Genomic DNA, 26390 nt, shown 5'->3' with positions numbered 1-26390 from the left:
GTTCCTTAATCTAAAATATAAAAAGCTTTTAATTTATCTGCTTCTTCGATCATTTCTTTGGCACGCTGTAAGCGTTCTTGATGTAACTTACCTTCAATAGGAACTACGTGAGGTGTAACCAGTATTACAAGCTCTGTTTTATCATCAGCAAAATCTCTAGATTTAAATAATTCTCCAAGAATGGGAATAGACCCTAGTAGAGGAACTTTACTAATCGATTTCGACATTTCACTTGAAACCAATCCAGATATGACAATAGTATCTCCATCTCTTACATTCACTACAGATTCAGTTTCTCTTGTTTTAAAGCCTGGTATTCCATTCACTTGAACTGATGCATCAACAGAGCTAACCTCAGCACTAACATAAGATACAATATTGCCTTGTTCATCCGCAGTTGGCTCTATTTCTAATTTAATACCATACTCTTTAAACTCAACGCTAGGAGCACCATCAGCAGATAGTAATGGAATAGGAACTTCACCACCCGCTAAAAAGCGCGCTTTTTCTCCACTACGCGTACTTAGTGTAGGCTGCGCTAACATACGAGCATCACCTTGTTCCGATAACAATTGTATTTGAGAACTTAAGCCAGTAACAATTCCAAAATGAGAAAAACTATTAGACCCAATAGCTGCTTCACCTATTTGACCCATAATTGAGTCTCCAACTGTAGAAGGGCTATAAACCGAAAACAAGTCATTGTTAGTCCAATTACTGACAGCACCAAATGATGGTCCTCCAGCACTAGTTCCCCATTTAACACCAATGTTTTTAAGAGTCTTCTTACCAATTTCAACGATACTGACATCCATGCGTATCATACTTTTGACTTCTATTTCTTTATTAGTTACTAGAGACGTCACATTAGGTAGGATTTTTGCTATGCTATTCGCTTTAGCAAAAACTTTCGAATCAACTGTGCCTTCTAATACAACTAGCCCCCCTACTTGGCGAACTGACAGAGAAGGGATATCTGCAATTAAAGTTTTAACACGATTAGTTAAACCCGATGTATCGAAAGAATTAACCGCTACATCTAATTTAATACTATTGTTATTAAGATCCCAAATTTGTAGTTGTGTTTCACCTGGGCCTTCTGCGATTAATAGAACACTTTCATTATCAATAACTTTAGCACTCACAATCCCTTGCTGGGCGACCGCTATCCTAGTTACATTATCTATTGGTAATAAATCAAGTGTGCCTACCTTCATCTGAATATTTGTAGATATCTCAGCAAAAACTTGAAAAGTGAAAATAAGAGTTAAAAATATAATTAGTTTGATACTACTTTTCATTTGTGTATTCCCTTACAACTTATAAATTATTGTTATTATTTTTATCTGCATAACTTGTTTTATTAATTACGATATTTCCACTTACAGTTTGTATAGATGTACCAGAACCACCAACTATAATTTCTACTTCTCTTTGTTTTTTGCTTGCAGAGAACAAAGAAGAAGAATCAATATTTTTAGCTAGCACTTGCTGCTCATCTTTTCTATTGCGTAATAAGGCCACAAACTTACCGTGTTCTTTCGCCAAGCTAACTCGCCCTGCATTTAATAAAGTAACATCTAATGTTACTGTGCTATAATTGCTAGGATCTCTATAAATCTCATTAACAAGCTCTTTATTTTCTGCGGCTGTTATTTTGCCTGTAGCTAATACATTTACCTTTTCTATAAGCAAATCTAGTTGGGGCTTACCTTTTGTTTTTTCAGATAATAGGTATAGATCAACTTTATCTCCAGCAACTAACATGCCTGAATTAGAATTGTTTTCATCTATCTGAATTGTCACAGCTCTTCTGCCATCTTTTAACATATCAGAAAACTGTGCAAAGCCTTTACCCGGTAAGTAAGACTTTAATAAAGCTTGCCCTGTTTGTAAGTTTTCTAACAACATTTGTCCTTCAACGTCTCCGAACTCTTGAGGGCTTAAATAACCTGCGGGTAAATAATCCGATGGTATTTTTCTTACTGCAACCATTGTTTTGTCAATAACAGCTCCTTTTGACAGTGGTTTAGTTACAACCACGACAGGAACTTTAATCACATCATCACGACTGTATAAAACTCTCATTTCATCTTCTTTTGATTCCATATACCTTCCTATTGACCAGGCTGCAAAAACACCTAAAATAATAGAAACGAAAAGGAGTACCCAGTTCTTGTCAAACATATTTTTAATTTTCATTATTCTTCCTTGTTACTAAGGCTTTAAAGATCATCCGGAAGTGGCGGTAAAGATTTTGCATAGCTATAGTCACTATAAGATTTTTTTAATTTATCAGACAATATTTCCATTATATTTTTTCCTTTATATTTTTCTAGCCAATTGTTGTCTGTTAACTCACTATCAGGGACTGGCAAAAGTAAAGCTAAAACTAAACCAATTGAAATAACCAAATACTCAACACTTGCTTGCCCTTTTAATTTATTATTCAACATCTACACGTACCGCAGTAATAAAAGTATTATTAGCTCTGCTGTCAAAAGTAATGCTCACATTACTTGGGCCATTACTTGCCAAAAAAGCACCTTTCTTTTTATTTTTACTAAACATTGATTTATTAATTGTCCAATTATACTTTTTAAAATACGTAGAATAAAAATCTAAATTTTTTATTACTGATAACCTGTTAGTTAAAATCATCGTACTCGATTTTTTTGAGCCATCTATTGATTTAATTTCTCTTAATAATTGTGTGCTACTTGGTTGTGGAAAATCTTTTATTTCTTTATTCAAACTACTTAGCTTTCCATCCAATTTTGAAGAAGTGGCTACAAATCCATAAGATAAGTTTTTACCAGCTGATTTAAGTTTAGCTGTATATATCACATCATCAATTACGGCATTTATAATATCCCACCCGTCATATTGTACATATGTATATTTTTTACTTTCATCTTCCCATTCATTTTTAAAAAAGTTTAAATTAAACTCAAGGTTTCTTTTACTTTTAAAGTCCCAAGCTTGCATTTTTACGCCGTCAACTATCATCCCATCAGATACAATCTGAACAGAGGAATCAACAGGAAAATTAACCTGCGCATTAACTCCAAAGCTCAATAAAAATAAGACAGTTAATAGTTTAATCAAATATTTATTCATTTATCACTCCCATCAATGTTATTTCCTTTTCTAGAAGTTGGTAGCTCTTCTATTTCGATATGACCGAATTTCAAAGAATTTGAGTTAAGCTTTTCCATAATAGGTATTTCTGAAACAGCATCACGCAATGAGTCTAAAACACCGATATTAAAGAGATTTGAAGGGACTAGAGATCTAACTCTATTTTCATTATGTGATTGACCTCCTACATTCCAACCTGAAGCTAAAATATATGAATCAGAGGTTATAGGGAATTCGAATTGATGAGGTCTTTTATTTTCACTTTCAGCATTTTCATTCTCAGGCTCTTTATCAATATCTTCATTAATAAACTCAAGAAGTTTATGGCTAGTTACTTGTGTAGAAAAGTTAGCGTGGTAAAACCCCTTTTGCTCTAGATCTAAACCGCCAATTTCGAGAACTTTGAATGCCATTGAAATAGCTGAAGCTATAGTACCTGGTACATTATTATTTTTTAGATCATTACTAAAATAATTATGAAGAGTATCGTCTTCTTCAGTCGGGTTAAAGGGTGCTAACAAAAACTCAGAATCTGTCTGGCTAGCTTGATTAAAATTAAGAAACTGAGCTGTATTACTATCATTCCATTTAGAATCAGATGGTTGTAATGAAGTAATAACACTGTCATGACCTTTAAATATTCTCCAAGGGACGTCACTCACAACCTGAGAAGTATTTTTAATAGCTAATGAAGAATCATCTCCAGACCAATTACCAGGTTTATTCTCAAGCCATACAGTTCTTTCCCAAGCTATATATCTTGACGACATATTTGCATAATGTTGTGTTTCTATAATTTTACTAAAATAAGGAACTAGCAACATCATTGGAGCAATAACAAAAGTTACAAAAACAATCATTTCTATAAGTGCTTGACCAGAGTTCTTATTCATAATTTCTCACAGTGCCATAGCTAGTGCACTAAAAAGACGTCTTTCATCTTTAGAAGTGTCGTTAAGAGTTACCTGCCAATAGGGATTATATAAATTCCCATACTCCCATTTAGAATCCGATCTCCCCCACATTCCACTATCTCTAAAATAGTATATTTTTGCTTTACTCATTACTGTAATTTTGTCCGATGAATTAACTCTTTTTTCTTCTAAATCTATATCTATAACTTTAGTATTTTCTTTATTTTCTGTACCAACTTTAAGGCTCTGAGATGTCCTAATATCACTAAAATCTTTAGAAACAACCAGAGTTACCATAGGCGCGACATTTTTACTATCCGTTGATTTAATATCGTAGAAGCTCTGCAAACCCGAGTATGCACTATTTATATCTGACTCATTTCTATAAGCCCATTTAGAAGACTTTTTGTTGATTTTACGAGATTTCCCATAATAATTTTTATTCGTGTACTTTCTAGTATCTTTGTCACTTCCAGCATGACTAGCCCCCCAACCGGTAGGAGTTTCCCCCCCGCGCCATTTACAGCCACTCCATAGTTTGCAACTAAAAATCTCCAGATGGAAACCAAGTGTATCCATTGCGCTCCAAACTTCAGCTGAACTTCCATTTTTAAAAAGTTCAGTACCACCTGTTTGCTTTGTTTTCAATTTTGTTGGGAGGCCAGCAAAAATAAGGTTAAATTCAAAAGGGAATATATCCCAGTTAAAGCTTCGATTATCAGTAAATGGATCAACAGAATTTGTTATAAGTTTAAAATGCTCGTCATATCTTCCCGTTCTATCATTTCTATCGAACTGTCCTTGAAAGTCGCTCCAATCAGAATAAATAAAATCACCAACATTTACTGCCGAAGCAAGTGACACATAAGCTGAGGGGTCATTTTTCTCTAAGATATTATATGAAGTTTCTATAAAACCAAATGTTGTTGCAGTATTCATTATAGATTGAGAAGCAGATAAACCTGAATTTGCAAAATCAGTCAAAACTACGGCTCCAGTCATCGCTGGCTGGATGATCGCATTCATATATGCTAGTACAGAGCGAACACCTGCAGCTACTTGCCCTACAATAGGTATGGCAGCTGTAACGTCAGAAATATTTTCACCAGTCTCCTCTGCAAAGTTCCCCCAAGATGATAAACCAACATATTGAGCAACAGCTACATGATTAGCAACCATTGCACGGTTGGTGTAAGCTTTGAAATTTAAATCTCTGGCAAGCAACTGTGCACCACTTATAACAGTGGCATCAGCTGAGTTTTGTAATTTTGTTTTATTTAGGTTTTGTTGCGAGATATTAAAAAGGTACAGTAAAGACATGACTATACTAGCTAAAAACACAGTACCTATAATTAAAGATTGTCCATTTTCCTTACGCATATATAACATCCATTTTGAGTGCTAGTAACAATAAAGTTACTAGCACTCGATACTCTAATCCACTACTTCCGATCCACCACTAGAACCACCACTTTCCCCGGCAGCATTATTTGCGCCTTCGTTATAATTACCAAGATTGTAATCTTTATCGGCAGTTATAGCAGCGCTATCAGCAGCCGCTTTAGCATTTGCAATTTGTGCACTCGAGTCATTTCCCGCAACTTCAGTTGCCAGCGCGGCAACTTGATTACGCACTGTTTTCCCAAAAAAACTGTATACACCAATCGCTGATACAGCAATAAGTGCAACAATTATTATGTACTCAGTAGTACCTTGGCCTAAATGCTGTTTTTTTAACATTTTATGCTCCATAGGTATTTATTAACTGCCGCCTGAACTGCCTGAAGCGGCTTTATTACCACCTTCATCAAAATTACCTAGGTTGTAATCTTTATCAGCGTTAGTTGCAGCATCATCAGCAGATTTTTTCGCTGCTTGAATTTTAGCTGCTGAGTCTTGCCCAGAAACCTCTGAGGCAATTGCTGAAACTTGGTTTCGTATAGTTTTACCAAAAAAACTATATACACCGATTGCAGAAACAGCAATAAGAGCAACAATGATGATATATTCAGTCATTCCTTGCCCTTGTTGTTTTTTATTCATTTTCATTGTTTACTCCTTGTATATTAATCGAAATAGAATGTTAGTATCTTTTTCTTAACAAAAAAACCATCCCATAGGATGATTTTTCACTTTGATAACTGAATTAACAATGAAGTTCTATTTTTTGTATTAGTTTTCGATAAAATATTTTTTACATGCGACTTTACTGTTGCTTCAGAAATGCATTTATTTCTAGCTATTTCTTTATTACTTAGGCCTAACTTTATTTGTTCAAATATTTGTTTTTCTCTTTTAGTAAAACCAAAAGAATTAATAAATGTTCTGCTGTTGCCTTTGTTTAAAGATTCGTTTATTTTTCTAGTTAAGGTTACACGACTAAACCACTTTCCGCCGCTGTTTATGGTTTCTATTACCTCCTGAATATCCATATTTTCAGTTGATAACCATAAGACACCAGAAGCTTTCTTGTTTAAAAGTTGATATTCAAAATCTAAATCAGCAGGTAAATCAATCAAGACTAAAACGCCCTCCAGAAGTTCACCTAAGATTTCTGCTTCACTCGATTTTATTATTTTGTATTCTATCCCCGAATTTTCAAGTCTATCAGTTATACCTTCTGTGCTTTTAACTGCTAACATTTGCTTTATTCCCTTAGCCCCTATACATCAGTCAGTGACTTTAATAAAATGTACCTCAAGTTGCAACTAGTTTTATATAATGTTAATTTAAACAAAAAATATGGATGTTACTCATGAAAAAAAAATACATTTTACCTATACTTTTTACCTCCTCCCTCAATACTCTGTACTGTAATGCTTCGATGGGGCTAATCGAAGATAATAATAGATCGACTATTGAATCTGATTTCGATAATCAAGAAAGCTTTATTGTAGATAATAGAGCAATGATAGCTTCATCCTCTAATTTTAAGAACTTTGAATTCAATAAATATACGAATGCATCTGATAAATTTGTAAAGGTTTATAAATACCTAATGTCACAAGATTATATCTTGGTAAAGGAATGTTCATTTTTAGAGTGTGGGAACTCGATTAAATTAGCAAACGATATAAATTCAATAAATTTCATTAGTGATAAAAGTAAGCAGAGAGTTGCTATATTTAAGAAAGGAAATGACTTTCAGCTCATACATTTATCTTCATATGAAGATAATTCATTTTTGTTTGTAAGAAAAATGAATGATGCTAAAGAAGATATAGCTTTAAATAAATATGATAATCAATTTAAAAATGTCTACTTTAATTTGAATTCACATAAAATTGAAAAGTCTTACTACAAAAATTTAAAGTCTATTATTAATAATAGTAGCGATGAAACAAATATTTTTATAACAGGTCATACTGATAATTCAGGAAATTATGATCTTAATATGCAACTTTCATTAAAAAGAGCCAAAGCAGTAGCTGATTATCTTATAAATAATGGAATTAATAGATCAAACATTAAAATTGAGGCGATGGGTAGCTTATTACCAATAACATCTGATGACTCTAAAAATAGAAGAGTAGAAATAAGCTCATATTAATAATTTTAATGCACTAAAAATAATTTAGTGCATTAAGCTCTATCTAAATAACACCTCTTCTTTATTAAACCACTTCACGCAAAAAAGAATCGATATAATTGCAATGATACTTGTAGATCCTATAATCAAGTAAACATGATTATACTCAACAGTTCCTTTTAGCAACTCTCTAATAGCTAATGATATGTTCACTATTGGTATAAGTGACGTTTTAACGTTTAGTTCCATATTAGGCATCATTGAAATTGCGAGGGGGAAAAATGTAAGCATTGAAAGAGGCCCCATATAATTTTGAGCTTCTTTAAAAGTTTTTGCATAAATTGAAATCGCTAAAACTAAACTAGAAAATATACAAGCTAATGGTATTAATAAAAGTAATATTAATATCAAATCAACGGTGCCAATTAACTCTATTGCATCTGTTATAAAAGATATAGAAATAAATTGTTTTGCTATATACATCCAACTTCCCAAACTTAATACTGTAATTAGGGATGTTGCTAACGAAGCAGTTAATATAGTTATAAATTTACCCATAACTAATTGAGTTCTAGTTATGGGTGTAAGTAGTAGTGTCTCTAAAGTCCCTCTTTCCTTTTCTCCTGCACCTAAATCAATTGCGGGATAACTTGCACCTGTAAGAACAATAGGTATCAACAAATATGGTAATAACACTCCTATTTTCTCACCGAAACTTTCTCTTGCATTTGATGAGTCAATTAACTCTAGTTCTATTGGTGATAATACAAAATCTTGCTCTTGATGTTTAGTAATCCCTAATTCTTTTAAATTTTTATATTGGATTAATACTTTGTAGTCAGAAAATATTTTATTGATTTTCTCTGTTATATAATTAACTCTGCTTGAATTATTAAAAACAACTTCAATTTTAATTATACTTTTAATTTTCCCATCAATTATTGGCTTACTTTCTATATAAATACCTAAATCAATCAACTCATTTTTAACAGCTTTTTCTAACTCTTCTTTGGTATTTGTTTTTATATCCTTATTTAAATTAAAGTTTTTGTGATAAAAGACTGACTCGCTAAATCCTGTAGCATACTCCTCACCAATGATTGAATAACTATGAACTTCTTGCTCTGCACTTAAATGTGCTTGAGCCATAAAATAACCTAAAACCCCAAATATCACAGGAAATATAAAGACCGGTAGCGCTACAACAAACAGTAGCGTTTTTTTATCGCGAAGGAGTTCTCTTAATTCCTTTTTAAATACTTCAAACATCATGTTTCTCCGTTAATATATTCATAAACGCTTGATTAAGCTCATCACTATTACCTGCTTGTTTAAACTCTTCTACTGTCCCATCAAAGCAGCTAACGCCTTCATTAATTACAGCAACTCGGTCACATAAAAGTGCAACTTCATCTAAATGATGGGTAGAAAAAATAACAGGAGTACCTTGCGCCTTTAAACCCTTAATAAATTGAATAACGGTTTGCGTTGTCATTATATCGAGACCCGTTGTTGGCTCATCGAGCACGACTACTGCTGGGCGATGCACAACAGCACGCGCTATATTTGCTTTTTGCTTCATACCTGTTGATAGGTTTTCTGCACGCTTATCAATAAACTTATGCATATCAAGCAATGTAAATAGCTCATCACAACGCGTTGCAATATCGCTTTTGCTCATACCGTGGAGCTTTGCAAAATACTCTATGTTTTCTTTTACAGTTAAGCGGCCATACAAACCGGTAGAGCCCGATAAAAAACCGATAGACTTACGCCCCAGTAGCGGTTTTTTTACAATGTCGTTTCCGGCAATTGTTATTGAACCTTCATCGGGCTTTAACGCGGTTGAAATCATTCTAAGTGTAGTCGTTTTACCCGCACCATTTGGGCCTAGCAACCCAAGTACTTCACCCTTTGCGCAGCTAAAACTCACATCTCGTACTGAATGAAAATAGTCTTTATCTTCACGAGGGTCGATGTCGTCTATTTTATTTTTTTTGTGATCTTTAGTTAGCTTAAATTTCTTTTTAAGCCCAGCAACTTCTATCATGTTCGTATCCTTCGTTTCGCTCTAAAATAATCTGTATTGTTGTAAAAAGAGTCGTCTTTGTTTTCGTCATGCCAGCCTGGCACACCTAATAAAGGCAGTGGTGAAAGCTGTTTGTTATCGGCTAAGCAGTTATCTGTATTAATCATCTCATAAAGGGCTTGGTCTAGGTACTGATATTGAGTAACTAAATCTTTACAAAACATTTCATTAGGTACACAAACAAACAATGCTTTACCCGTTAAACCTATATAAGGTTTGGTGAGCATTTCATAATTAGCATGGCCAAACATAAACGCTTTAATGCTTTTCCCCCATTCGCTTTTATGCTCAACAAATGCTGTTTTCCATTGGTGATCGCGAAGCAACTCTTGCCATTTAGTATCGCTTATTGCCAGTACAACACCACATTCATCAAAGAGCGTTAGTGCATTACGATGCTTAGTACGCTTTTGTAATCCATGTTCAGCTATATCTTGCACATGACGCTGGTTAATAAGTGCTTTGGTTTTAGGAAATAAACACCAAATAAAGCCACCAAATAAGTCATGCCAGTTCTCACTGCGTGTAGGTACAACACCCGTTTCAAAAATAACTTGTTCGTAATAACGATCGCCAAAATCTACCTTTGCATCATCTTCAAAAGTAATAGGAATATTATTCGCATTAATAGCGGTTAAAAATGGAGAAAACCACTGCGGCGCCGGCCAATCTGTTAATTCGTTAACTTTAAACAGCTCACGTAAATGTGCAAATGCACCTGTTTCTAGACTACTGATTTGCCACTGCTCGGGGGGAGTAAAACGCTTCATTTAAACCTTTAACAATTTATGCCTATAATTTACGAGAAGTTTACCGCAAAAACTGGTTCTACTTAATAGAAGTTAATATACTAATCACAACTTAAAACAAAAAAAGAGCTGACATGAAACATTATTTCTCTCTCACACTCCTCGCTACCGCTGTTTTAGCAGGTTGCGCTACAACAAGTATTACACCTACTGATATAACAAATGGTTATAACAGTATTCAAGCTGATGAACTGGCTAAACATGTAAAAGTACTCGCATCAGACGAATTTGGTGGTCGTGCTCCTTCATCACCTGGCGAAAAGCTAACGCTTGATTATTTAACTGCGCAGTTTAAAGCTTTAGGTTTAAAACCAGGTAATGGCGACAGTTACTTACAAGAAGTGCCATTAGTTTCTTTAGAAGCAGATTCGAACATGGTGCTTAGTATTGGTGGTAAAGACTACCAATACAAAAAAGACATGGTTATGGGTAGCAGCCGCATAAGCGCACAAGAAGGCATAGAAAATTCTGAACTTGTATTTGTAGGCTATGGCGTTAACGCGCCTGAATACAATTGGAATGATTACGAAGGCTTAGACGTTAAGGGCAAAACGGTTGTAATGCTGGTTAACGATCCGGGTTTTGCAACAAAAGACCCTGCTTTATTTACTGGCGACGCAATGACCTATTATGGGCGTTGGACATACAAATACGAAGAAGCGAGTCGCCGTGGTGCCGCAGGTGCAATTATCATTCATGAAACAGCACCTGCATCTTATCCGTGGTCGGTTGTTGAAAACTCGTGGAGCGGTGAGCAGTTTGGTTTTCAAAAAGAAAACAACAACATGGACCGTGTAGCTGTTGAAGGCTGGGTTACAACTGACGTAGCAAAAGAACTCTTTACTAAAGCAGGTTTAGATTTTGATACCGTTAAAACGAATGCTGCTAAAGGTGCTTACCATGTTGATATGGGCGATTTAACTGCTTCTGTTAGTATTAAAAACACGATTAAAAAATCGGTGTCGTATAACTTTATCGCTACGTTACCAGGAAGCGAGCAACCAGATGAGCATGTTATTTACTCAGCTCATTGGGATCACTTAGGTACAGATAAAACACGTAAAGGCGATCAAATTTATAACGGTGCTCACGACAATGCAACGGGTACCGCTGGGCTAATTGAAGTGGCCGAAGCCTTTACTAAATTACCAAAGCACCCTAGCCGCTCAATGACATTTTTAGCAGTAACTGCTGAAGAGCAAGGCTTATTAGGGTCTAAATACTATGCGGCAAATCCCGTGATTGCAGCGAATAAAACAGTCGCTAACATAAACATGGATAGCTTAAATTTATTAGGCAAAGTAAAAGACATGAATGTGGTTGGTATTGGTAAATCACAAATGGATGAGTTTTTAGAAACTGCGGCTAAAGAGCAAGGCAGAACAATATCAGGTGATCCTAAACCGTCATCTGGTGGCTATTATCGCTCTGATCACTTTGCATTTGCAAACATGGGCATTCCGGCCATGTACGCAGGTGGCGGCACAATGGCTGCTGATGAAGAAACGGCTAATTACCGTAAACGTATGAGTTTAGTACTTCGCGGTTGTTACCATCAACCATGTGACCGTTACCGTGATGAATGGGATTTATCGGGTGCTGTTCAAGACTTACAATTATTTTATAAAGTAGGTTTTGATATTTCTGAAACAGAACAGTGGCCAACGTGGAATACAAACTCTGAATTTCAGCGTAAGTAGCCCAATTTAATCACAGCCTTTAATTCAAATTTAAACTAACTTAGATTTGGCTATCGAAAAACTCAAACAGAGTAATCGATTTAAATAGATGCAAATGATATTGATTATCATTTAATTAAAATATACAGTGTGACCTAGTTAATTTATTAGGTCGCATTGTATGATTTCACTCCCTCACATTGGTTTTATTACTCCTGCCTCAAAACGATTTTTGAGCCAAAAAAAACGCTTACTTCTGCCTTTATTTATTTTAACTTGCCTTGCAATACCGCAATTACGCGAAATAACAATGACCGCACTGAGTGATGCATTTTTTCAAGTGAGTGTGTTTGTTGCTGCTACCCTTTTAATTTATTACTACGCTATAGAACACTTACCTCAATTAGAGCTTAGTTATTTAAGTGCCAAGTCCCCTATTTTAGAAATTAGCTTTGCAGCGGTTTTAGGTGCATTACCTGGCTGTGGTGGGGCTATTATTGTGGTTACTCAATTTACAAAAGGCCAAGCAAGCTTTGGGGCTATTGTTGCTGTGCTAACAGCTACAATGGGCGATGCAGCATTTTTATTACTTGCTACCCGCCCTACTGAAGGCTTGTTAATTATGGGAATAGGGTTAGTTGTGGGTACATTCAGTGGTTTACTGGTTAATACAATACACAAAAAAGACTTTTTACGCCCAACAGCGCAAGAACAAAAGCACCAAATTAAAATACTCTCAACTAACATTATTAAAATCAGTAAACCGGTTTGGATGGTAGCAATTATCCCAAGCCTTATAATTGCCTTTTTGATTGCGTTTAATGTTGATTTTTCACAGTTTGGTTCAAACACAAGTACTGTAATTACGCTATTTGGTGCATTAATGGCTTTATTTATTGTTAGTATTTGGGCACTTTCGTCAAGAGGTGAAAGCTATCAAGAAGTAACGTCAGAAGACGATGCATGTAACCCCCCTTCTAAAATAATAAAAGTATTACAAGATACCCATTTTGTAACGGCATGGGTTGTAGCCTCTTTTATGCTATTTGAGATTTTGGTTAACATTGCAGGACTTGATTTAAAAACGTGGTTTGTACATTACGCCTATTTGGCCCCATTAATTGCAGTGCTTATTGGTTTTTTACCTGGTTGTGGTCCGCAAATAATTGTTACAACGCTTTATATTCAAGGCATTATTCCCTTTAGTGCTTTAGCAGGAAACGCAATTTCTAACGATGGTGATGCGTTATTTCCAGCAATAGCAATGGCGCCCAAAGCTGCAGTTATAGCTACACTTTATACGTCTATTCCCGCATTAATAGTTGGTTATGGGTTGTATTTTTTTGCTGAAATTTAAAAGAATGAGAAATAAAAAAACAAAAAAGCTCAGCAATTGCTGAGCTTTTAACATGTTAAGTTATTCTTACTTATACAGTAGTTGGTTCTACTGCTAATTCTTTTGGATTTGGACCAAAATCATTTTCGCCTTCGTGTGAATCTTGAGCAAGAAAAACAATTAAAACAATCCAACCAATTACTGGCACTAACCAAAGTAGCTGCCACCAGCCTGAACGGCCTGTGTCATGTAGACGACGAGCGCCAATACTTAAGCCAGGAATAAATAGCGCTAAGCTATAAATAGAGCTTACGAACATTGTGTTTGTAATACCATCTATAACACTTGTTAAAAGCGAAAAAATAATATTAATTAGCATAAACATCCAAAATGCTTTACGACGATTACGGCCTGAAAAATCTGCGTAGCTACGCAACGCGTTCATATAATGTTCCATGAAATTTCCTTAGTGTTATTTTTTATATTCCCTAACGGGGTTAATCTAATTACTTTTTAGTAACATTTGTATCTTAATTAAAAACAGCTGATATTAAAACAAAAAACCAGCTAAAAGCTGGTTTTTATTACATATTAACAATTTAGCTATTAACTCATAGCCATCATCATTGCCGATGGGTTTTCTAAGTACGATTTCCATAGGTTATTAAAGCGAGCAATAGTGCCGCCATCAATAACACGATGATCGCCAGACCAACTCACTTGCATAATAGCTTTACTCACAACCTGCCCACTTTCATCAAAACGCGGTAGATGCTGCAGTTTACCTAGCGCGACAATAGCCACTTCTGGTTTATTAATTATAGGGGACGCGATAGTGCCGCCAATAGCACCAATGTTAGAGATGCTAATTGTCCCACCTTTTAAATCATCGGGCGCAACACGGCCTTCTCGCGCTGAATGAGTTAAACGGGTTAAATCATTTGCCACATCAACAATGCTCTTACTCTGGCACGATTTAATATTAGGCACTAACAAGCCAATTTTAGAATCAACCGCTATACCGATATTATGATCGTTATAATAGGTAAGCTCTGAGCATTCATCGTTCACTTTTGAATTAAGTACAGGGTACTCTTTCATTGCTAGCGAGAGTGCTTTTACAAAAAATGGCATCATGGTGAGCTTAACGCCTTGTGCTTTGTACTGCTCTTTTAAAGCGCTACGCAAAGCTATAAGCTGTGTTAAGTCTATTTCATCACTAAACGTAAAGTGCGGGATAGTTGAAACCGAAGCTACCATTTGCTTGGCCATGGCCGCTTTAATGCCTTTAATTTGCTCTACTCGTACGCCACCGCTTTGATTCTGTGTTTGGTTTTGTACTGCACTTTGAGAAGCATCGCTATTAAGCGGTGAAGTATCAATAGTATTTGGCACTTCGCCTTTTACAAACTCTTCAATATCTTGCTTGTAAATACGTCCATTTTTACCACTACCTGGTACGCACGTTAAATCAACATCTAGCTCACGTGCTTTACGACGAACCGCAGGTGATGCAACCGCTTTTTGATTGATAATTTTAGCAGCTTGCTGCGTTTTAACAGGGGCAACTTTTTCAGCGACGGCATTAGTTTGAGCCTTTACGACCGCTTGGTTTATATCAACATTTGGTTTTGCTGCACTGCCTGCAATTATCATTTGAAACAACGGGCTATGTACTTTTGCTATTTCACCTTTCTGGTAATATAATTTTTTTACTGTGCCTGTATATTTTGCCGGAATTTGTACTAATGCTTTGTCGGTCATTACGTCACAAACCGCTTGGTCTTCTTCTATTTCGTCGCCTTCAGCAACTAACCAATCAACAATCTCACACTCAACAATACCTTCACCAATATCCGGTAATATAAAGTCCTCAACTACATCAGCTGCATCATGAGTTTTATTTTCAGCTTGTACTGGCTCTTGTACTACTTCATTGTTAGTGTTTTCACCTGCTACATCCATAGCGAATAAAGGGGCATGTACTTTAGCAATCTCACCTTTTAGATAATATAGCTTTGAAATAACGCCATCATGCACTGCCGGAATTTGTACTAATGCTTTGTCTGTCATAACATCGCAAATTGGCTGATCTTCAAATACGGTATCGCCTTCTTGTACTAGCCATTCAACTACTTCGCATTCAACAATGCCTTCACCAATATCGGGTAATATAAAATCTTTAGCCATGGTAACCCCTAAAAATCCATTGATTGTTTAATTGCAGCCAACACTTTTAGTGCATCCGGTACGTATTCTTTTTCAAGTGCCAGCGGGTATGGCGTATCTAGACCACATACACGTAAAATTGGCGACTCTAAATGCAAGAAACACTCTTGTTGTATTGTTGCGGCTATCTCTGCACCAAAGCCATTGGTTATAGGCGCTTCATGACTCACGATTAAACGGCCGGTTTTAATAACCGATTTAGCAATCGTTTCAACATCCCATGGTAAAATACTACGAAGGTCAATAACTTCACAGCTTATACCTTGCTCACTTGCTTGCTTTGCTGCATCTTCAACAATCTCCATTTGAGCACCCCACGCTAAGAGCGTAATATCAGCCCCCTCTTGCACTACTTCAGCCGTGCCTAATTCAATGCTGTAATCTTCTTCTGGCACTTCGCCAATTGATGCACGATATAAACGCTTAGGCTCAAAAAATATGACCGGGTTATCGTCTTTAATTGATGCACGTAATAAACCTTTAGCTTGATAAGGGTTACGCGGTACAACTACTTTCAAACCCGGTGTGTGTGCAAAATAGGCTTCGGGTGATTGTGAATGGTATAAACCACCAGCAATACCGCCACCATAAGGTGTACGAATAGTTAAGTTACCGACATTAAATTCATTACCACTGCGATAACGAAATTTAGCGGCTTCATTTACTATTTGATCGAACGCTGGGAAAATATAATCAGCAAATTGAATTTCTGCCAATGCAGGCGCACCAAAAGCAGCTAAACCATTAGCAAAACCTAAAATACCTTGCTCGGTTAAAGGCGTATTAAAAACACGATGTTTACCATACTTTTCTTGTAAGCCCGATGTTGCTCTAAATACACCACCAAAGTAACCAACATCTTCACCAAAAATACAGGCTTGAGGGTGTTCATTCATCGTAATATCGAGAGCAGAGTTAATTGCGTGGAGCATGTTCATTTTAGCCATTACTTAATTCTCCCTGCGGTTACTGGGTAAGCATCTGGATGCTGTTTTATATGTTCTTTTAGTTGCTCGTACTGGCGTTGCAATAATGGAATTGGTGTATCGTAAACGTCTGATACCAGTTCTTCTAAAGCGGGCTTTGCAACAACTTCAGCACGTTTAAGCGCTGCTAAAATTTCTTCACGAATCGACTCTTTTGCTTTTATATCGTCTTCTTCGTTTAACCAGTCTTGCTTGACCAGCCATTTTCTAAATTTATCAATAGGACACGTTTGATGATTCGCTTCTTCATCTTTAGAGCGATAACCACTTGGATCGTCTGACGTAGAGTGCGCACCCAAACGATAAGCAATCGATTCAATGAGTACAGGCTCACCTTGTGTTGAGGCTATTTCGCGTGCTTTTTTAGTCGCCGCATACACAGCAAGTGCATCTGTGCCATCAACACGAATTGTTTTAATGCCATAACCCACACCACGCGAGGCAATACCATCGCCTTTAAACTGCTCATCAGCAGGGGTAGATATGGCATAGCCGTTATTACGTGCAAAAAATATAACCGGCGCTTTGTGAACAGCGGCCATATTTAAACCGGCATGAAAGTCACCTTCAGATGCAGCACCTTCACCAAAGTAACAAATAGTCACATTATCAATTGTGCTGGCAAGCTCGCCTGTTTTAGCGTCGATGTGCTTTATTTTTTGGCCATATGCATAACCCGTTGCCTGTGGTATTTGCGTACCCAATGGCGATGAAATCGTCATATAGTTTAGCGCTTTAGAACCATAATGAATTGGCATTTGACGACCTTTGCCTAAATCCAATTCATTTGAAAACATTTGGTTCATAAATTGATCAAGCGTAAAGCCACGATAATGCAGGGCTGCCTGTTCACGATATTGAGCCATGATCATATCGTCTTGATCAAGTGCAGCAGCAGAGGCTGTAACTGCGGCTTCTTCGCCTAGGCATTGCATATAAAAACTAACACGGCCTTGGCGCTGCGCGCCTTGCATACGTTCATCTAACAAACGTATAAAACGCATTGTTTCATATAACTTAATAGCGGTATGTTTTGAAATGTCAGGTGCGGTTGCACTAGGATGAATGTCGCCGTCCTCAGTTAAAATACTAAGGGTTGGAATATTAAGCGCTTGACCATCAATAAATTCAAGCTCGTGGTTAATATTCAGCGATACGTTATTTGGATTACTCATAACCTACCTTCTTTTGTTGTCGATAAAACAGTGCCCCTTTAAATTATTATTGTGGGTGATTGTTGCTGGTTAAACTTTGCAACATCTGCACTATCTTTAATTAAAGCTGCCAACACTTTACGTTAACGTAAAGTGTTATTCAACAGATCTAGGACGAAACAAAAGCAAATACTGGTTAAATAAGTGGCAAGTTAACGATACGGTTACTTTAATTAATAGTAATCATATAGTTAACTTTAAGTTACCAGTGGTCTGATGAGTTAAATTAGACGAAATTGCTATCAATATCCATTGGAATAACAGTAAGGAGTGCTCTTTGCCCTAATGCTACGCTCGCATTTGGAAAAATAATAGCCTCTCCTTCAACGTCAGCGTAAATCGCTGTATCACCGTCGGTTGCAAGTAGTTCACCTTTCGCAAAGCCAGTAAAGTTCTCGGCATCGTCAGAAAAAGGAAAGCTAAAATCGTTCTGCGTTCTATTTATTGTGCGATTGACAGCAAACAATTCAAAATCGTTTGCATTAAATTCAGGGTATTTAACTTCATTTTGACTAATTAATGCAGTTAAGGTTTGCTTTGTTTTTTCAAAGCGAGCCATATCGTTTTGACCAAATGGCTTAACTTGACCCAGCTCTACCGTAAAAGAATCAGCACCGTGTATAAATGACGAATAATAGCTAAATGTTGTTGCAGGAGATTTCATCATAAGCACGGTATTTACACCACAACTCAATAAAAATTGTAGCTGCGACTTTTTCCATGGCTTACCATGTAAAAATGGATACACAGCAAATTTTTCGTTTTTAGAGCCTCTAATTGCAGTGTGTAAGTCGTAATGACATCGGCTACTGCCTTGCTCGCCACGTGTATAAAAATCGCTTACGTATTGCTCAAGCTTTGCAGCGCGGTTTCGCTCATTATTCATTGGTACACCTTCAACTGTATGGTGACCATTAAATAATCTATTTAAGTTTTCTTCTACAAAACGCAGGCCAATATTAATTGATTGTGGATTACCGTAAATAAACAAAACACGCTGCTTAAGTATCAGCTCGCCTTTTATAATTTGTTTAATAAGTGCATCACAAATTTCAATTGGCGCAGTTTCGTTACCGTGTACAGCGCTTGAATAAACTACATCTTTTGACGTTATAACAGCAGGTTGAAACTCAATGACTCCGGTATCGTGTATATTTACACGAGTCCCATTATCTAAAACAAACTCACCTGCATCTAAATGCCATTCGTTGTCACGACTAAGCGTTAAAAAATCGCCTGTTTGTTTTAATTCATTTAAGTAAGATGGATTGGCTGACATATAATAAGCCCTTTAAAAATAATGTGAGAGTAGACTCTTATGCATATATTTTTATAAATACACAAGGTATAGAAACGAAAACGGCTGAATAAATCAGCCGTTTTAAAATTATTAGATTAAGTTAGCTTATAACTGAATCTACAAGCTTTTTAGCTTCTTTTTCAAGTAACGCTAAATGCTCTTCACCTTTAAATGATTCAAGGTATATTTTATAAATATCTTCAGTACCTGATGGACGCGCTGCAAACCAGCCATTTTCAGTGACCACTTTTAAACCACCAATGGCGGCATCGTTACCGGGTGCATGAGTCAATTTTTGCAAAATAGGCTCGCCAGCAAGTGTATCTGCTTTAACATCAGAAGCACTCAATGCTTTTAAACGTGATTTTTGACCGCTTGTGGCTGGTGCATCTAAGCGTTTATAAATTGGAGAACCAAACTCTTGTTCTAATTCTTTATAAAGCGCTGATGGCGTTTTACCTGTCACAGCAAGTATTTCTGCAGCGAGTAGACCCATAATGAAGCCGTCTTTATCTGTACACCATACAGAGCCATCAAAACGTAAGAATGCAGCACCTGCGCTTTCTTCGCCACCAAAAGCAAGCTTGCCTTTGCTTAAGCCTTCAACAAACCATTTAAAGCCTACTGGTACTTCTTTAACCTTACGGTTGTTACGAGCAGCTACTTTGTCGATCATAGAGCTAGAAACCAATGTTTTACCAATTTCTACGGTTTCATTCCAATCACGGTGTTTAAGTAAGTAATCGATTGCCACTGCTAAAAAGTGGTTTGGATTCATTAAGCCGTCTGGCGTTACAATACCGTGACGATCGTAGTCAGGGTCATTACCTATAGACACATCAAAATCATCTTTTAGTGCAATAAGATTTGCCATTGAATAAGGTGATGAACAATCCATACGAATTTTGCCGTCTTTATCAAGTGGCATAAAAGCAAAACGTGGATCAACAACATCATTAACTACGGTTAAATCTAAATTATATTTTTTTGCAATGACTGGCCAAAAGTTGATGCCTGAACCACCTAGTGGATCGATACCAATTTTGATACCTGCATCGCTAATTGCTTTTAAATTAACGATATTTGCTAAGTCATCAATATAAGGAGTCATTAAATCTTCGTAGCGGATAAAGCCAGAACGCGATGCTTTAGCGAATGGGAATAACTCAACTTCAACTAAATCTTCTAATAAAAGTTGATTAGCTCTGTCTTCAATCCATTTAGTGACGTCGGTATCTGCTGGTCCGCCATTAGGTGGGTTGTATTTAAAGCCACCATCTTCAGGAGGGTTATGCGAAGGCGTAACAACAATCCCGTCTGCTAATTCATTTGGGTGTAGCTTATTGTGGCTAACTATGGCATGGCTGATAACTGGCGTTGGTGTAAAATCGCCGTCTTCTTGCGTTATCACTTGCACTTCGTTAGCAACTAATACTTCAATAGCCGAGTTAAATGCGGCTTCACTCAATGCGTGTGTGTCTTTGCCTAAAAATAACGGACCAAATATGTCATTTTGTTTTCTGTAATCACAAATAGCCTGAGTAATCGCTAAAATGTGTGACTCGTTAAATTTAACATCGTAAGAACAACCACGGTGGCCTGAGGTACCAAAGGCAACACAATGCTCTGGATTTTGTTCAAGATCAGGTTCATTTAAGTAATACGCAGATACTAATTTAGGTACGTTAATAAGCGCCGATTGTGGAGCAGTTTTGCCTGCGCCTGAGTGAATAGCCATTATATTTCCTTACAGGTAATCGCGAATTTTTTCAGCTTGCTCTGCACTATATCCAAGGCAAAGAGCAACTTCATGAAGCATCATTTTTTTACGCGTTGTATTAGAATTAGTCATAACCCAATATTCACTATCGGTTATGTTTTTAGGATTCATACTACTACCGCTATTTACTAAAGCTTCTTTACTAGTAGCAAAGTAAACACGGTCACGCCCTTTTATGTCTAATACCGCAGAAAAATCAGTTTTATGTGTGCGGTAAAATGCACTTAAAATAAACAAAAAGCGTCCAACAACACCTTTTTGCATTGCCAGCTCTTCTTTATTTAATACATTAAAAACATTATCGCTTTTTTGCTTCACGGGTGCGTGAGCTACAGGCGTTTGTTTTTTTGAAGTCTCAGCAGCAGATGGCTCTGAGCTTTTTAATGTGGCGGTAGACGTAGTCGCAGTTTGATTATTTTGAGTTAGTTCTACGTTTGCGGTTTGAATTTTTTCGCCGCTCAGATTTAATAAACGACGTAAAATAGTGGATGCACTTTCACCAATACTTTGCGTATTGCTTGCAATATATTGATATAACTCGTCGTCTATGTCGATTTGTTTCATGTTCTTCCTGTCATTACGGGTCACATTTTTTTCTCCCGTGTGATTATACCCAAACCAATCAGAAATGCGAGTTACAACAAGCACTCCCGTAAACATATTAATATTTACCTCATTGTTGTTGATTTAACAAACAAAAGCCCAATTTAATAAATAGTCGCTGTATTTTTTGCTTTTTAGAGCAATGCTCGGCAAACTATGGCAAAATTTTCAGGAGGCGGGTATGCAGTTAAATTACAAGCAACAAGGGCAAGGTCCTAATGTTATTTTGATACATGGGCTTTTTGGATCATTAGAAAACCTAAATGTAATAGCAAAACCATTAAGTGAACACTTTACTGTTATTAACGTTGATTTACGTAACCACGGGCTTTCTCCTCATAGTGATGAAATGAACTACCCGGCAATGGCACAAGATATTGTTGAGTTATTAGCACATTTGAACATAGATAAAGCACATTTAGTTGGGCACTCTATGGGTGGTAAAGTGGCAATGGAATTAGCGCTTACACATCCTGAACTTGTAAATAAGCTTGTTGTACTTGATATAGCACCTGTTAGTTACCCTGCTCGGCACACAAAAATATTACAGGCATTAAAAGCGGTTTCAGCACAATCAATTGACGATAGAAAACAAGCTGATGCTCTAATGCAGCCTTACATAGAAGAACTGGGAGTTCGACAGTTTCTACTTAAAAGCCTCGCTAAAAATGAGGAAGGTCATTTTGCATGGCGATTTAATTTAAATGTGCTTAACGAAAAATATTCTACAATCACATCCAATGTTAATGAAAACAATTCTTGTTTATGCGATACTCTTTTCATTAAAGGTAATGATTCTGACTATATTTTGCCCGAGCATCGTACTGCAATTAAAGCTCGCTTTAAAAATACCAAGGCAAAAATAATTCATGGCGCAGGCCATTGGCTTCATGCTCAAAAGCCACTTGCTGTAAATAAAGCGATAAACGACTTTTTAACTGCGGTTTAAAGCAATTTTAATCGCGTGTTTTTGATTTTGCGCACTAAATATATGAATAATTATATGCTATAGTACGCGCCGTTTAATTTAAAGGTTATACGTTGATGGTCAGTCAGTTAATTAACGAATTTGATACCCTAGGGTTGTATTTTGGCTTAGCCGGTATTTTCATATTCATCGGCATGGCAATTAAAGACGTACTAAAAAGTGGCAATGTGCCTAAGTTCGGACAATACATTGTCTGGGGCGTGCTCTTTTTAGGTTGTTCAGGCTTTATTGCTAAAGGTCTTATTCAAGTATTTTGGCAAGGCGCAGGTGTAGGTTAAGCATGGCGAAGTCAGAAACAGATAGAACTACACTCGATTTATTTGAATACGAAAAACGCCCAGGCAGACCTAAAACCAATCCCCTTTCACGGGATATGCAGTTAAAGGTAAATAAACGTAATCAAATAAAAAGAGATAAAGCACGTGGCTTAAAGCGTGTTGAATTTAAAGTTTCATCGCAGTTATATCAAGCATTGAGTGATATGGCAGATGCACAAAATATTAGCCGCAGTGCGCTGATTGAAACGATTTTACAAGAAAGATTGGCTATTGATACATAAAAGGTTTTAAATCCATGGCAAGTGTAGGCATTTTTTTCGGAAGTGACACAGGTAACACAGAACACGTAGCAAAAATGATCCAAAAAGAATTGGGTAAAAAGCTAGTGGCTGTTCATGATATTGCAAAAAGCTCTAAAGAAGAGATTGCTAAATTTGATTTAATCTTATTCGGTATCCCTACTTGGTACTACGGCGAAGCACAATGTGACTGGGATGACTTTTTTCCAGAACTTGAAGAAGTAGACTTTGAAGGTAAACTTGTTGCTATTTTTGGTTGTGGAGACCAAGAAGATTACGCTGAGTACTTTTTAGATGCGATGGGCATGATCAACGATATCGTTACTGAACGTGGCGCTATTGTTGTTGGTCATTGGCCGAGCGAAAGCTATGACTTTGAAGCATCTAAAGGCATGGCTGATGATAAGCATTTTGTAGGTTTGGGTATCGACGAAGACCGTCAACCAGAGCTTACAGAACAACGTGTTAAAGCATGGTCTGCTCAAGTATATGAAGAGATGTGTTTAAGTGAATTAGGTGACTAATTTACTGCATATATCGCTAGCTGTTTAAATAATTATCAAACAGTTAGCGTTTTAAGCTTTAGTGGCAATATAAATCAATTGTTCTTTGCACTTAACGCTTAGGCACGTTATCCTGTTTGTTGCTAATGTGTCGTGTACATCTTTGCAAGATGTCTAGTATAACCAAATAAAATTGAGACAGATTTAATGACTGATCATAACTTGGAACTTAAAAAAGCCGGTTTAAAAGTAACTTTACCGCGTATTAAAATATTAGAGATTTTACAATCTCCAGATAACCAACACATCAGTGCTGAAGATGTTTACAAAATTCTTTTGGATCTAGGTGAAGAAATTGGTCTTGCAACTGTATATCGCGTACTTAACCAATTTGACGATGCGGGTATTGTAAGCCGTCATCACTTTGAAGGTGGCAAATCAGTATTTGAACTTTCAGGAAGCACACACCACGATCATTTAGTATGTTTGAAGTGTGGCAAAGTTGTAGAGTTTGAAGATGAGATGATTGAACGTCGTCAACTTGAAATTTCTGAAGAAAATGGTATTACACTTACAAACCATTCTTTATATTTATACGGTGAGTGTAACGATAAAGCAGCGTGTAAAGAATTTAGCGACGCTAACAGCTAATACCGCTTTTAAAAAGCAATAAAAAACCTGCTAAGTGCAGGTTTTTTTGTGTCTAAAATACGCTTGTAATGAATATACCCAGTAAATACTGGGGATATTAAACCTGAACTCTGGTTAAGAGATTTACCAACGTATTGAATCATGGTGATATTTAAATTTATTTCTCTAGCCAGAGATTTTAAGTGAAAACAAGGCGAATTCACGCGTCAATAGCTGACCTATTGCAAGTAAATTCAACGCAATTAGCGCTGAAAATAGCTGCTCGAGATAGATTTATTATCCAGGGTTCAGGTTTTTAGATATTACTTATTGAGTTTTAGACCATGAATCACGAAGACCCACTGTTTGGTTAAATACAACGTTCTCTGATTTAGAATCACGAGAGAAATAACCCGTACGCTCAAACTGAAAGCCCTGCTCTGCTTGTGAATTAGCAAGCGATGGCTCTAATTTAGCGTTTGATAAAACAACCAGTGACTCTGGATTTAATGTTGTTTCAAACTCATCAGCGGCTGCTGGGTTTGGAACACTAAACAAACGATCGTATAAACGAACTTCTGCCGTAATACACTCTGGTGCTGAAACCCAGTGAATAACACCTTTTACTTTACGTCCATCACTTGGATTTTTACCAAGTGTTTCAGTATCGTAAGTACAGAATATAGTTGTAATTTCGCCATTTTCGTCTTTCTCAACACGCTGTGCTTTAATAACATAAGCGCCACGCAAACGTACTTCTTTATCAAGCACTAAACGTTTAAACTTGTTATTTGCTTCTTCTTTAAAGTCTTCTCGTTCGATGTAAATTTCGCGAGTAAACGGTACATCACGACGACCCATTTCTTCTTTATTTGGGTGGTTAGCCACAGATAAAACCTCAACCTTGTCTGCATCGTAGTTTTCAATAACAACTTTAACAGGATCGAGTACGGCCATTGCACGTGGTGCATTTTCGTTTAGATCTTCACGGATACATGCTTCAAGCATACCCATTTCAACCATATTCTCTTGTTTTGTTACACCAATACGCAAACAAAACTCACGGATTGAACCTGGTGTATAACCACGGCGACGTAGGCCTGCAATTGTAGGCATGCGTGGGTCATCCCACCCTTCTACATGGTTATTTACCACTAAATCGCTTAGCTTACGCTTAGACATAATTGTGTATTCAAGATTTAAACGTGAAAACTCAATTTGCTGTGGGTGACACTCTAAACTAATGTTATCAAGTACCCAGTCGTACAAACGACGGTTATCTTGAAACTCGAGTGTGCATAATGAATGTGTAATACCTTCGAGTGCATCAGAAATACAGTGCGTGAAGTCATACATTGGGTAAATGCACCACTTGTCTGCTGTTTGATGATGATGAGCAAAACGTACGCGATAAATAATTGGATCGCGAAGCACCATAAATGAGCTAGCCATATCAATTTTAGCACGCAGGACACATTCGCCTTCTTTGAATTCGCCAGCACGCATTTTTTCAAATAACGCTAGGTTTTCTTCAACTGATGTATCTCTGTACGGGCTATTTTTACCTGGCTCTTTCAATGTACCACGGTATTGGCGTGCTTCGTCTGCTGTTAAAAAACAAACGTACGCTAAGCCTTTATTTATAAGCTCAACAGCGTAACCATATAAAGTATCAAAATAGTTAGAAGAATACTTTATATCGCCATCCCAGTTAAAACCTAACCACTGTACGTCTTCTTTTATAGAATTAACGTAGTTAATGTCTTCTTTTTCTGGGTTTGTATCGTCAAAACGTAAGTTACATAAACCGTTGTAATCTTTTGCGATGCCAAAATTTAAACAAATTGATTTGGCATGACCAATATGCAAAAAGCCATTTGGTTCAGGTGGAAAACGTGTATGCGTTGTTGCATGCTTTTTACTTGCTAAGTCTTCATCAATTCGGGTTCTAATAAAGTTACTTGGGCGATTCTCAATTTCCGCCATAGGAGTGTAGTCCTCTAAATATTACGTAATAACAAAACTAATGCATTATTACAAAAACATACACTAACATACAGCACTAGATTAAGGTTTATTTTTG

At 36.7% G+C, this 26390-nt stretch carries 28 protein-coding genes; 8 read left to right on the top strand and 20 right to left on the bottom strand.

Features of this window, described 5'->3' with window-relative positions; translation table 11 throughout:
- Positions 1 to 5 precede the first annotated feature (5 nt).
- The 9 genes from I6F42_RS04125 to I6F42_RS04085 form a co-directional block, all read right to left on the bottom strand.
- On the bottom strand, positions 6 to 1301 hold the full coding sequence (locus I6F42_RS04125) for a type II and III secretion system protein family protein (protein WP_010552698.1): 1296 nt from the start codon (positions 1299 to 1301) through the stop codon (positions 6 to 8).
- 19 nt (positions 1302 to 1320) lie between these two features.
- Positions 1321 to 2202, bottom strand: coding sequence for a Flp pilus assembly protein CpaB (cpaB, locus tag I6F42_RS04120; RefSeq protein WP_010552697.1), 882 nt, complete (start codon positions 2200 to 2202; stop codon positions 1321 to 1323).
- Between the two features lie 23 nt (positions 2203 to 2225).
- The gene (locus tag I6F42_RS04115) at positions 2226 to 2456 is read right to left on the bottom strand and encodes a hypothetical protein (protein ID WP_010552696.1); all 231 of its coding nucleotides are present in this window, start codon (positions 2454 to 2456) and stop codon (positions 2226 to 2228) included.
- The gene (locus tag I6F42_RS04110) at positions 2446 to 3120 is read right to left on the bottom strand and encodes a hypothetical protein (RefSeq protein ID WP_010552695.1); all 675 of its coding nucleotides are present in this window, start codon (positions 3118 to 3120) and stop codon (positions 2446 to 2448) included. Before I6F42_RS04110 ends, I6F42_RS04115 begins: the two co-directional genes overlap by 11 nt.
- A complete protein-coding gene (locus I6F42_RS04105; RefSeq protein WP_010552694.1) occupies positions 3117 to 4034 on the bottom strand; it encodes a hypothetical protein in 918 nt (305 codons plus the stop codon). Before I6F42_RS04105 ends, I6F42_RS04110 begins: the two co-directional genes overlap by 4 nt.
- Positions 4035 to 4040: 6 nt before the next feature.
- Positions 4041 to 5435: a Tad domain-containing protein gene (locus tag I6F42_RS04100; protein WP_197151028.1), complete on the bottom strand. Its 1395-nt coding sequence runs from the start codon at positions 5433 to 5435 to the stop codon at positions 4041 to 4043.
- 54 nt (positions 5436 to 5489) lie between these two features.
- Complete coding sequence (locus tag I6F42_RS04095; RefSeq protein WP_010552692.1) at positions 5490 to 5795, bottom strand: Flp family type IVb pilin; 306 nt, start codon at positions 5793 to 5795, stop codon at positions 5490 to 5492.
- A gap of 21 nt (positions 5796 to 5816) precedes the next feature.
- Entirely contained in the window at positions 5817 to 6098 is a 282-nt protein-coding gene (locus I6F42_RS04090) for a Flp family type IVb pilin (RefSeq protein WP_033013016.1), read from the bottom strand.
- Positions 6099 to 6184: 86 nt separating this feature from the next.
- A complete protein-coding gene (locus I6F42_RS04085) occupies positions 6185 to 6697 on the bottom strand; it encodes a LuxR C-terminal-related transcriptional regulator (RefSeq protein ID WP_010552690.1) in 513 nt (170 codons plus the stop codon).
- Positions 6698 to 6810: 113 nt separating this feature from the next.
- Between I6F42_RS04085 and I6F42_RS04080 the strand changes: the two genes are divergently transcribed.
- Positions 6811 to 7605, top strand: coding sequence for an OmpA family protein (locus tag I6F42_RS04080; RefSeq protein WP_010552689.1), 795 nt, complete (start codon positions 6811 to 6813; stop codon positions 7603 to 7605).
- 39 nt (positions 7606 to 7644) lie between these two features.
- Here I6F42_RS04080 and I6F42_RS04075 read toward each other — a convergent pair whose 3' ends face one another.
- From I6F42_RS04075 to I6F42_RS04065, 3 genes are read right to left on the bottom strand one after another with little or no spacing between them, the layout of a single operon-like run.
- Positions 7645 to 8853, bottom strand: a complete 1209-nt coding sequence (locus I6F42_RS04075; RefSeq protein WP_197151132.1) for an ABC transporter permease subunit — start codon at positions 8851 to 8853, stop codon at positions 7645 to 7647.
- Positions 8846 to 9634 (bottom strand): ABC transporter ATP-binding protein, encoded by a 789-nt coding sequence (locus I6F42_RS04070; RefSeq protein WP_197151027.1) that lies wholly within the window; start codon positions 9632 to 9634, stop codon positions 8846 to 8848. Before I6F42_RS04070 ends, I6F42_RS04075 begins: the two co-directional genes overlap by 8 nt.
- Positions 9631 to 10443, bottom strand: a complete 813-nt coding sequence (locus I6F42_RS04065) for a DUF3025 domain-containing protein (RefSeq protein WP_197151023.1) — start codon at positions 10441 to 10443, stop codon at positions 9631 to 9633. The genes I6F42_RS04070 and I6F42_RS04065 overlap by 4 nt, the downstream gene beginning before the upstream one ends.
- A gap of 113 nt (positions 10444 to 10556) precedes the next feature.
- On the opposite strand from I6F42_RS04065, the gene I6F42_RS04060 reads away from it, so the two are divergent.
- Together I6F42_RS04060 and I6F42_RS04055 are read left to right on the top strand one after the other, a co-directional pair.
- The gene (locus I6F42_RS04060) at positions 10557 to 12182 is read left to right on the top strand and encodes a M28 family metallopeptidase (protein WP_197151022.1); all 1626 of its coding nucleotides are present in this window, start codon (positions 10557 to 10559) and stop codon (positions 12180 to 12182) included.
- Between the two features lie 160 nt (positions 12183 to 12342).
- The gene (locus I6F42_RS04055; protein WP_197151021.1) at positions 12343 to 13518 is read left to right on the top strand and encodes a putative manganese transporter; all 1176 of its coding nucleotides are present in this window, start codon (positions 12343 to 12345) and stop codon (positions 13516 to 13518) included.
- 70 nt (positions 13519 to 13588) lie between these two features.
- Here I6F42_RS04055 and I6F42_RS04050 read toward each other — a convergent pair whose 3' ends face one another.
- The 7 genes from I6F42_RS04050 to seqA form a co-directional block, all read right to left on the bottom strand.
- Positions 13589 to 13954: a DUF805 domain-containing protein gene (locus I6F42_RS04050; RefSeq protein ID WP_165726196.1), complete on the bottom strand. Its 366-nt coding sequence runs from the start codon at positions 13952 to 13954 to the stop codon at positions 13589 to 13591.
- Positions 13955 to 14103: 149 nt separating this feature from the next.
- Complete coding sequence (locus tag I6F42_RS04045) at positions 14104 to 15687, bottom strand: dihydrolipoyllysine-residue acetyltransferase (protein ID WP_197151019.1); 1584 nt, start codon at positions 15685 to 15687, stop codon at positions 14104 to 14106.
- 8 nt (positions 15688 to 15695) lie between these two features.
- Positions 15696 to 16673: an alpha-ketoacid dehydrogenase subunit beta gene (locus tag I6F42_RS04040; RefSeq protein ID WP_197151017.1), complete on the bottom strand. Its 978-nt coding sequence runs from the start codon at positions 16671 to 16673 to the stop codon at positions 15696 to 15698.
- Positions 16673 to 17887: a thiamine pyrophosphate-dependent dehydrogenase E1 component subunit alpha gene (locus I6F42_RS04035; protein ID WP_024596866.1), complete on the bottom strand. Its 1215-nt coding sequence runs from the start codon at positions 17885 to 17887 to the stop codon at positions 16673 to 16675. Before I6F42_RS04035 ends, I6F42_RS04040 begins: the two co-directional genes overlap by 1 nt.
- 265 nt (positions 17888 to 18152) lie before the next feature.
- Positions 18153 to 19205, bottom strand: coding sequence for a succinylglutamate desuccinylase (astE, locus tag I6F42_RS04030; RefSeq protein ID WP_197151015.1), 1053 nt, complete (start codon positions 19203 to 19205; stop codon positions 18153 to 18155).
- 121 nt (positions 19206 to 19326) lie between these two features.
- Entirely contained in the window at positions 19327 to 20964 is a 1638-nt protein-coding gene (pgm, locus tag I6F42_RS04025) for a phosphoglucomutase (alpha-D-glucose-1,6-bisphosphate-dependent) (protein ID WP_101216491.1), read from the bottom strand.
- 9 nt (positions 20965 to 20973) lie between these two features.
- Entirely contained in the window at positions 20974 to 21570 is a 597-nt protein-coding gene (gene seqA / locus I6F42_RS04020) for a replication initiation negative regulator SeqA (protein WP_024589204.1), read from the bottom strand.
- 220 nt (positions 21571 to 21790) lie between these two features.
- On the opposite strand from seqA, the gene I6F42_RS04015 reads away from it, so the two are divergent.
- From I6F42_RS04015 to fur, 5 genes are all read left to right on the top strand, one after another.
- Positions 21791 to 22558: an alpha/beta fold hydrolase gene (locus I6F42_RS04015; protein WP_169043710.1), complete on the top strand. Its 768-nt coding sequence runs from the start codon at positions 21791 to 21793 to the stop codon at positions 22556 to 22558.
- A 95-nt stretch (positions 22559 to 22653) separates the two neighbouring features.
- Positions 22654 to 22875, top strand: coding sequence for a DUF2788 domain-containing protein (locus I6F42_RS04010; protein ID WP_002962930.1), 222 nt, complete (start codon positions 22654 to 22656; stop codon positions 22873 to 22875).
- Between the two features lie 2 nt (positions 22876 to 22877).
- Positions 22878 to 23156 carry a LexA regulated protein gene (ybfE, locus tag I6F42_RS04005; protein WP_002962928.1) on the top strand — a complete coding sequence of 93 codons (279 nt, stop codon included), beginning with the start codon at positions 22878 to 22880 and terminating at the stop codon, positions 23154 to 23156.
- A 14-nt stretch (positions 23157 to 23170) separates the two neighbouring features.
- Positions 23171 to 23698: a flavodoxin FldA gene (fldA, locus tag I6F42_RS04000; protein ID WP_197151012.1), complete on the top strand. Its 528-nt coding sequence runs from the start codon at positions 23171 to 23173 to the stop codon at positions 23696 to 23698.
- A gap of 186 nt (positions 23699 to 23884) precedes the next feature.
- Entirely contained in the window at positions 23885 to 24328 is a 444-nt protein-coding gene (gene fur, locus I6F42_RS03995) for a ferric iron uptake transcriptional regulator (RefSeq protein ID WP_007586857.1), read from the top strand.
- A 306-nt stretch (positions 24329 to 24634) separates the two neighbouring features.
- Here the strand turns inward: fur and glnS are convergent, their stop codons facing one another.
- The gene (gene glnS, locus I6F42_RS03990; RefSeq protein ID WP_165721945.1) at positions 24635 to 26293 is read right to left on the bottom strand and encodes a glutamine--tRNA ligase; all 1659 of its coding nucleotides are present in this window, start codon (positions 26291 to 26293) and stop codon (positions 24635 to 24637) included.
- Positions 26294 to 26390 lie beyond the last annotated feature (97 nt).

This window comes from Pseudoalteromonas sp. SWYJZ12 (assembly GCF_015864395.1).
Classification (GTDB): domain Bacteria; phylum Pseudomonadota; class Gammaproteobacteria; order Enterobacterales; family Alteromonadaceae; genus Pseudoalteromonas; species Pseudoalteromonas arctica.
Note: the sequence above shows the minus strand (reverse complement) of the source record. Positions and strands in the feature narration are given on the sequence as shown.

Bases quoted from the DNA above. Each gene is read 5' to 3' on its own strand.
- astE (WP_197151015.1), bottom strand. From the start codon at position 19,205: ATGTCAGCCAATCCATCTTACTTAAATGAATTAAAACAAACAGGCGAT.
- I6F42_RS04045 (WP_197151019.1), bottom strand. From the start codon at position 15,687: ATGGCTAAAGATTTTATATTACCCGATATTGGTGAAGGCATTGTTGAA.
- I6F42_RS04125 (WP_010552698.1), bottom strand. From the start codon at position 1,301: ATGAAAAGTAGTATCAAACTAATTATATTTTTAACTCTTATTTTCACT.
- I6F42_RS04050 (WP_165726196.1), bottom strand. From the start codon at position 13,954: ATGGAACATTATATGAACGCGTTGCGTAGCTACGCAGATTTTTCAGGC.
- I6F42_RS04105 (WP_010552694.1), bottom strand. From the start codon at position 4,034: ATGAATAAGAACTCTGGTCAAGCACTTATAGAAATGATTGTTTTTGTA.
- I6F42_RS04040 (WP_197151017.1), bottom strand. From the start codon at position 16,673: ATGGCTAAAATGAACATGCTCCACGCAATTAACTCTGCTCTCGATATT.
- fldA (WP_197151012.1), top strand. From the start codon at position 23,171: ATGGCAAGTGTAGGCATTTTTTTCGGAAGTGACACAGGTAACACAGAA.
- I6F42_RS04080 (WP_010552689.1), top strand. From the start codon at position 6,811: ATGAAAAAAAAATACATTTTACCTATACTTTTTACCTCCTCCCTCAAT.
- fur (WP_007586857.1), top strand. From the start codon at position 23,885: ATGACTGATCATAACTTGGAACTTAAAAAAGCCGGTTTAAAAGTAACT.
- I6F42_RS04035 (WP_024596866.1), bottom strand. From the start codon at position 17,887: ATGAGTAATCCAAATAACGTATCGCTGAATATTAACCACGAGCTTGAA.
- I6F42_RS04115 (WP_010552696.1), bottom strand. From the start codon at position 2,456: ATGTTGAATAATAAATTAAAAGGGCAAGCAAGTGTTGAGTATTTGGTT.
- I6F42_RS04055 (WP_197151021.1), top strand. From the start codon at position 12,343: ATGATTTCACTCCCTCACATTGGTTTTATTACTCCTGCCTCAAAACGA.
- I6F42_RS04070 (WP_197151027.1), bottom strand. From the start codon at position 9,634: ATGATAGAAGTTGCTGGGCTTAAAAAGAAATTTAAGCTAACTAAAGAT.
- I6F42_RS04110 (WP_010552695.1), bottom strand. From the start codon at position 3,120: ATGAATAAATATTTGATTAAACTATTAACTGTCTTATTTTTATTGAGC.
- ybfE (WP_002962928.1), top strand. From the start codon at position 22,878: ATGGCGAAGTCAGAAACAGATAGAACTACACTCGATTTATTTGAATAC.
- pgm (WP_101216491.1), bottom strand. From the start codon at position 20,964: ATGGCTATTCACTCAGGCGCAGGCAAAACTGCTCCACAATCGGCGCTT.
- I6F42_RS04090 (WP_033013016.1), bottom strand. From the start codon at position 6,098: ATGAATAAAAAACAACAAGGGCAAGGAATGACTGAATATATCATCATT.
- cpaB (WP_010552697.1), bottom strand. From the start codon at position 2,202: ATGAAAATTAAAAATATGTTTGACAAGAACTGGGTACTCCTTTTCGTT.
- I6F42_RS04065 (WP_197151023.1), bottom strand. From the start codon at position 10,443: ATGAAGCGTTTTACTCCCCCCGAGCAGTGGCAAATCAGTAGTCTAGAA.
- I6F42_RS04010 (WP_002962930.1), top strand. From the start codon at position 22,654: ATGGTCAGTCAGTTAATTAACGAATTTGATACCCTAGGGTTGTATTTT.
- I6F42_RS04075 (WP_197151132.1), bottom strand. From the start codon at position 8,853: ATGTTTGAAGTATTTAAAAAGGAATTAAGAGAACTCCTTCGCGATAAA.
- seqA (WP_024589204.1), bottom strand. From the start codon at position 21,570: ATGAAACAAATCGACATAGACGACGAGTTATATCAATATATTGCAAGC.
- I6F42_RS04100 (WP_197151028.1), bottom strand. From the start codon at position 5,435: ATGCGTAAGGAAAATGGACAATCTTTAATTATAGGTACTGTGTTTTTA.
- glnS (WP_165721945.1), bottom strand. From the start codon at position 26,293: ATGGCGGAAATTGAGAATCGCCCAAGTAACTTTATTAGAACCCGAATT.
- I6F42_RS04060 (WP_197151022.1), top strand. From the start codon at position 10,557: ATGAAACATTATTTCTCTCTCACACTCCTCGCTACCGCTGTTTTAGCA.
- I6F42_RS04015 (WP_169043710.1), top strand. From the start codon at position 21,791: ATGCAGTTAAATTACAAGCAACAAGGGCAAGGTCCTAATGTTATTTTG.
- I6F42_RS04085 (WP_010552690.1), bottom strand. From the start codon at position 6,697: ATGTTAGCAGTTAAAAGCACAGAAGGTATAACTGATAGACTTGAAAAT.
- I6F42_RS04095 (WP_010552692.1), bottom strand. From the start codon at position 5,795: ATGTTAAAAAAACAGCATTTAGGCCAAGGTACTACTGAGTACATAATA.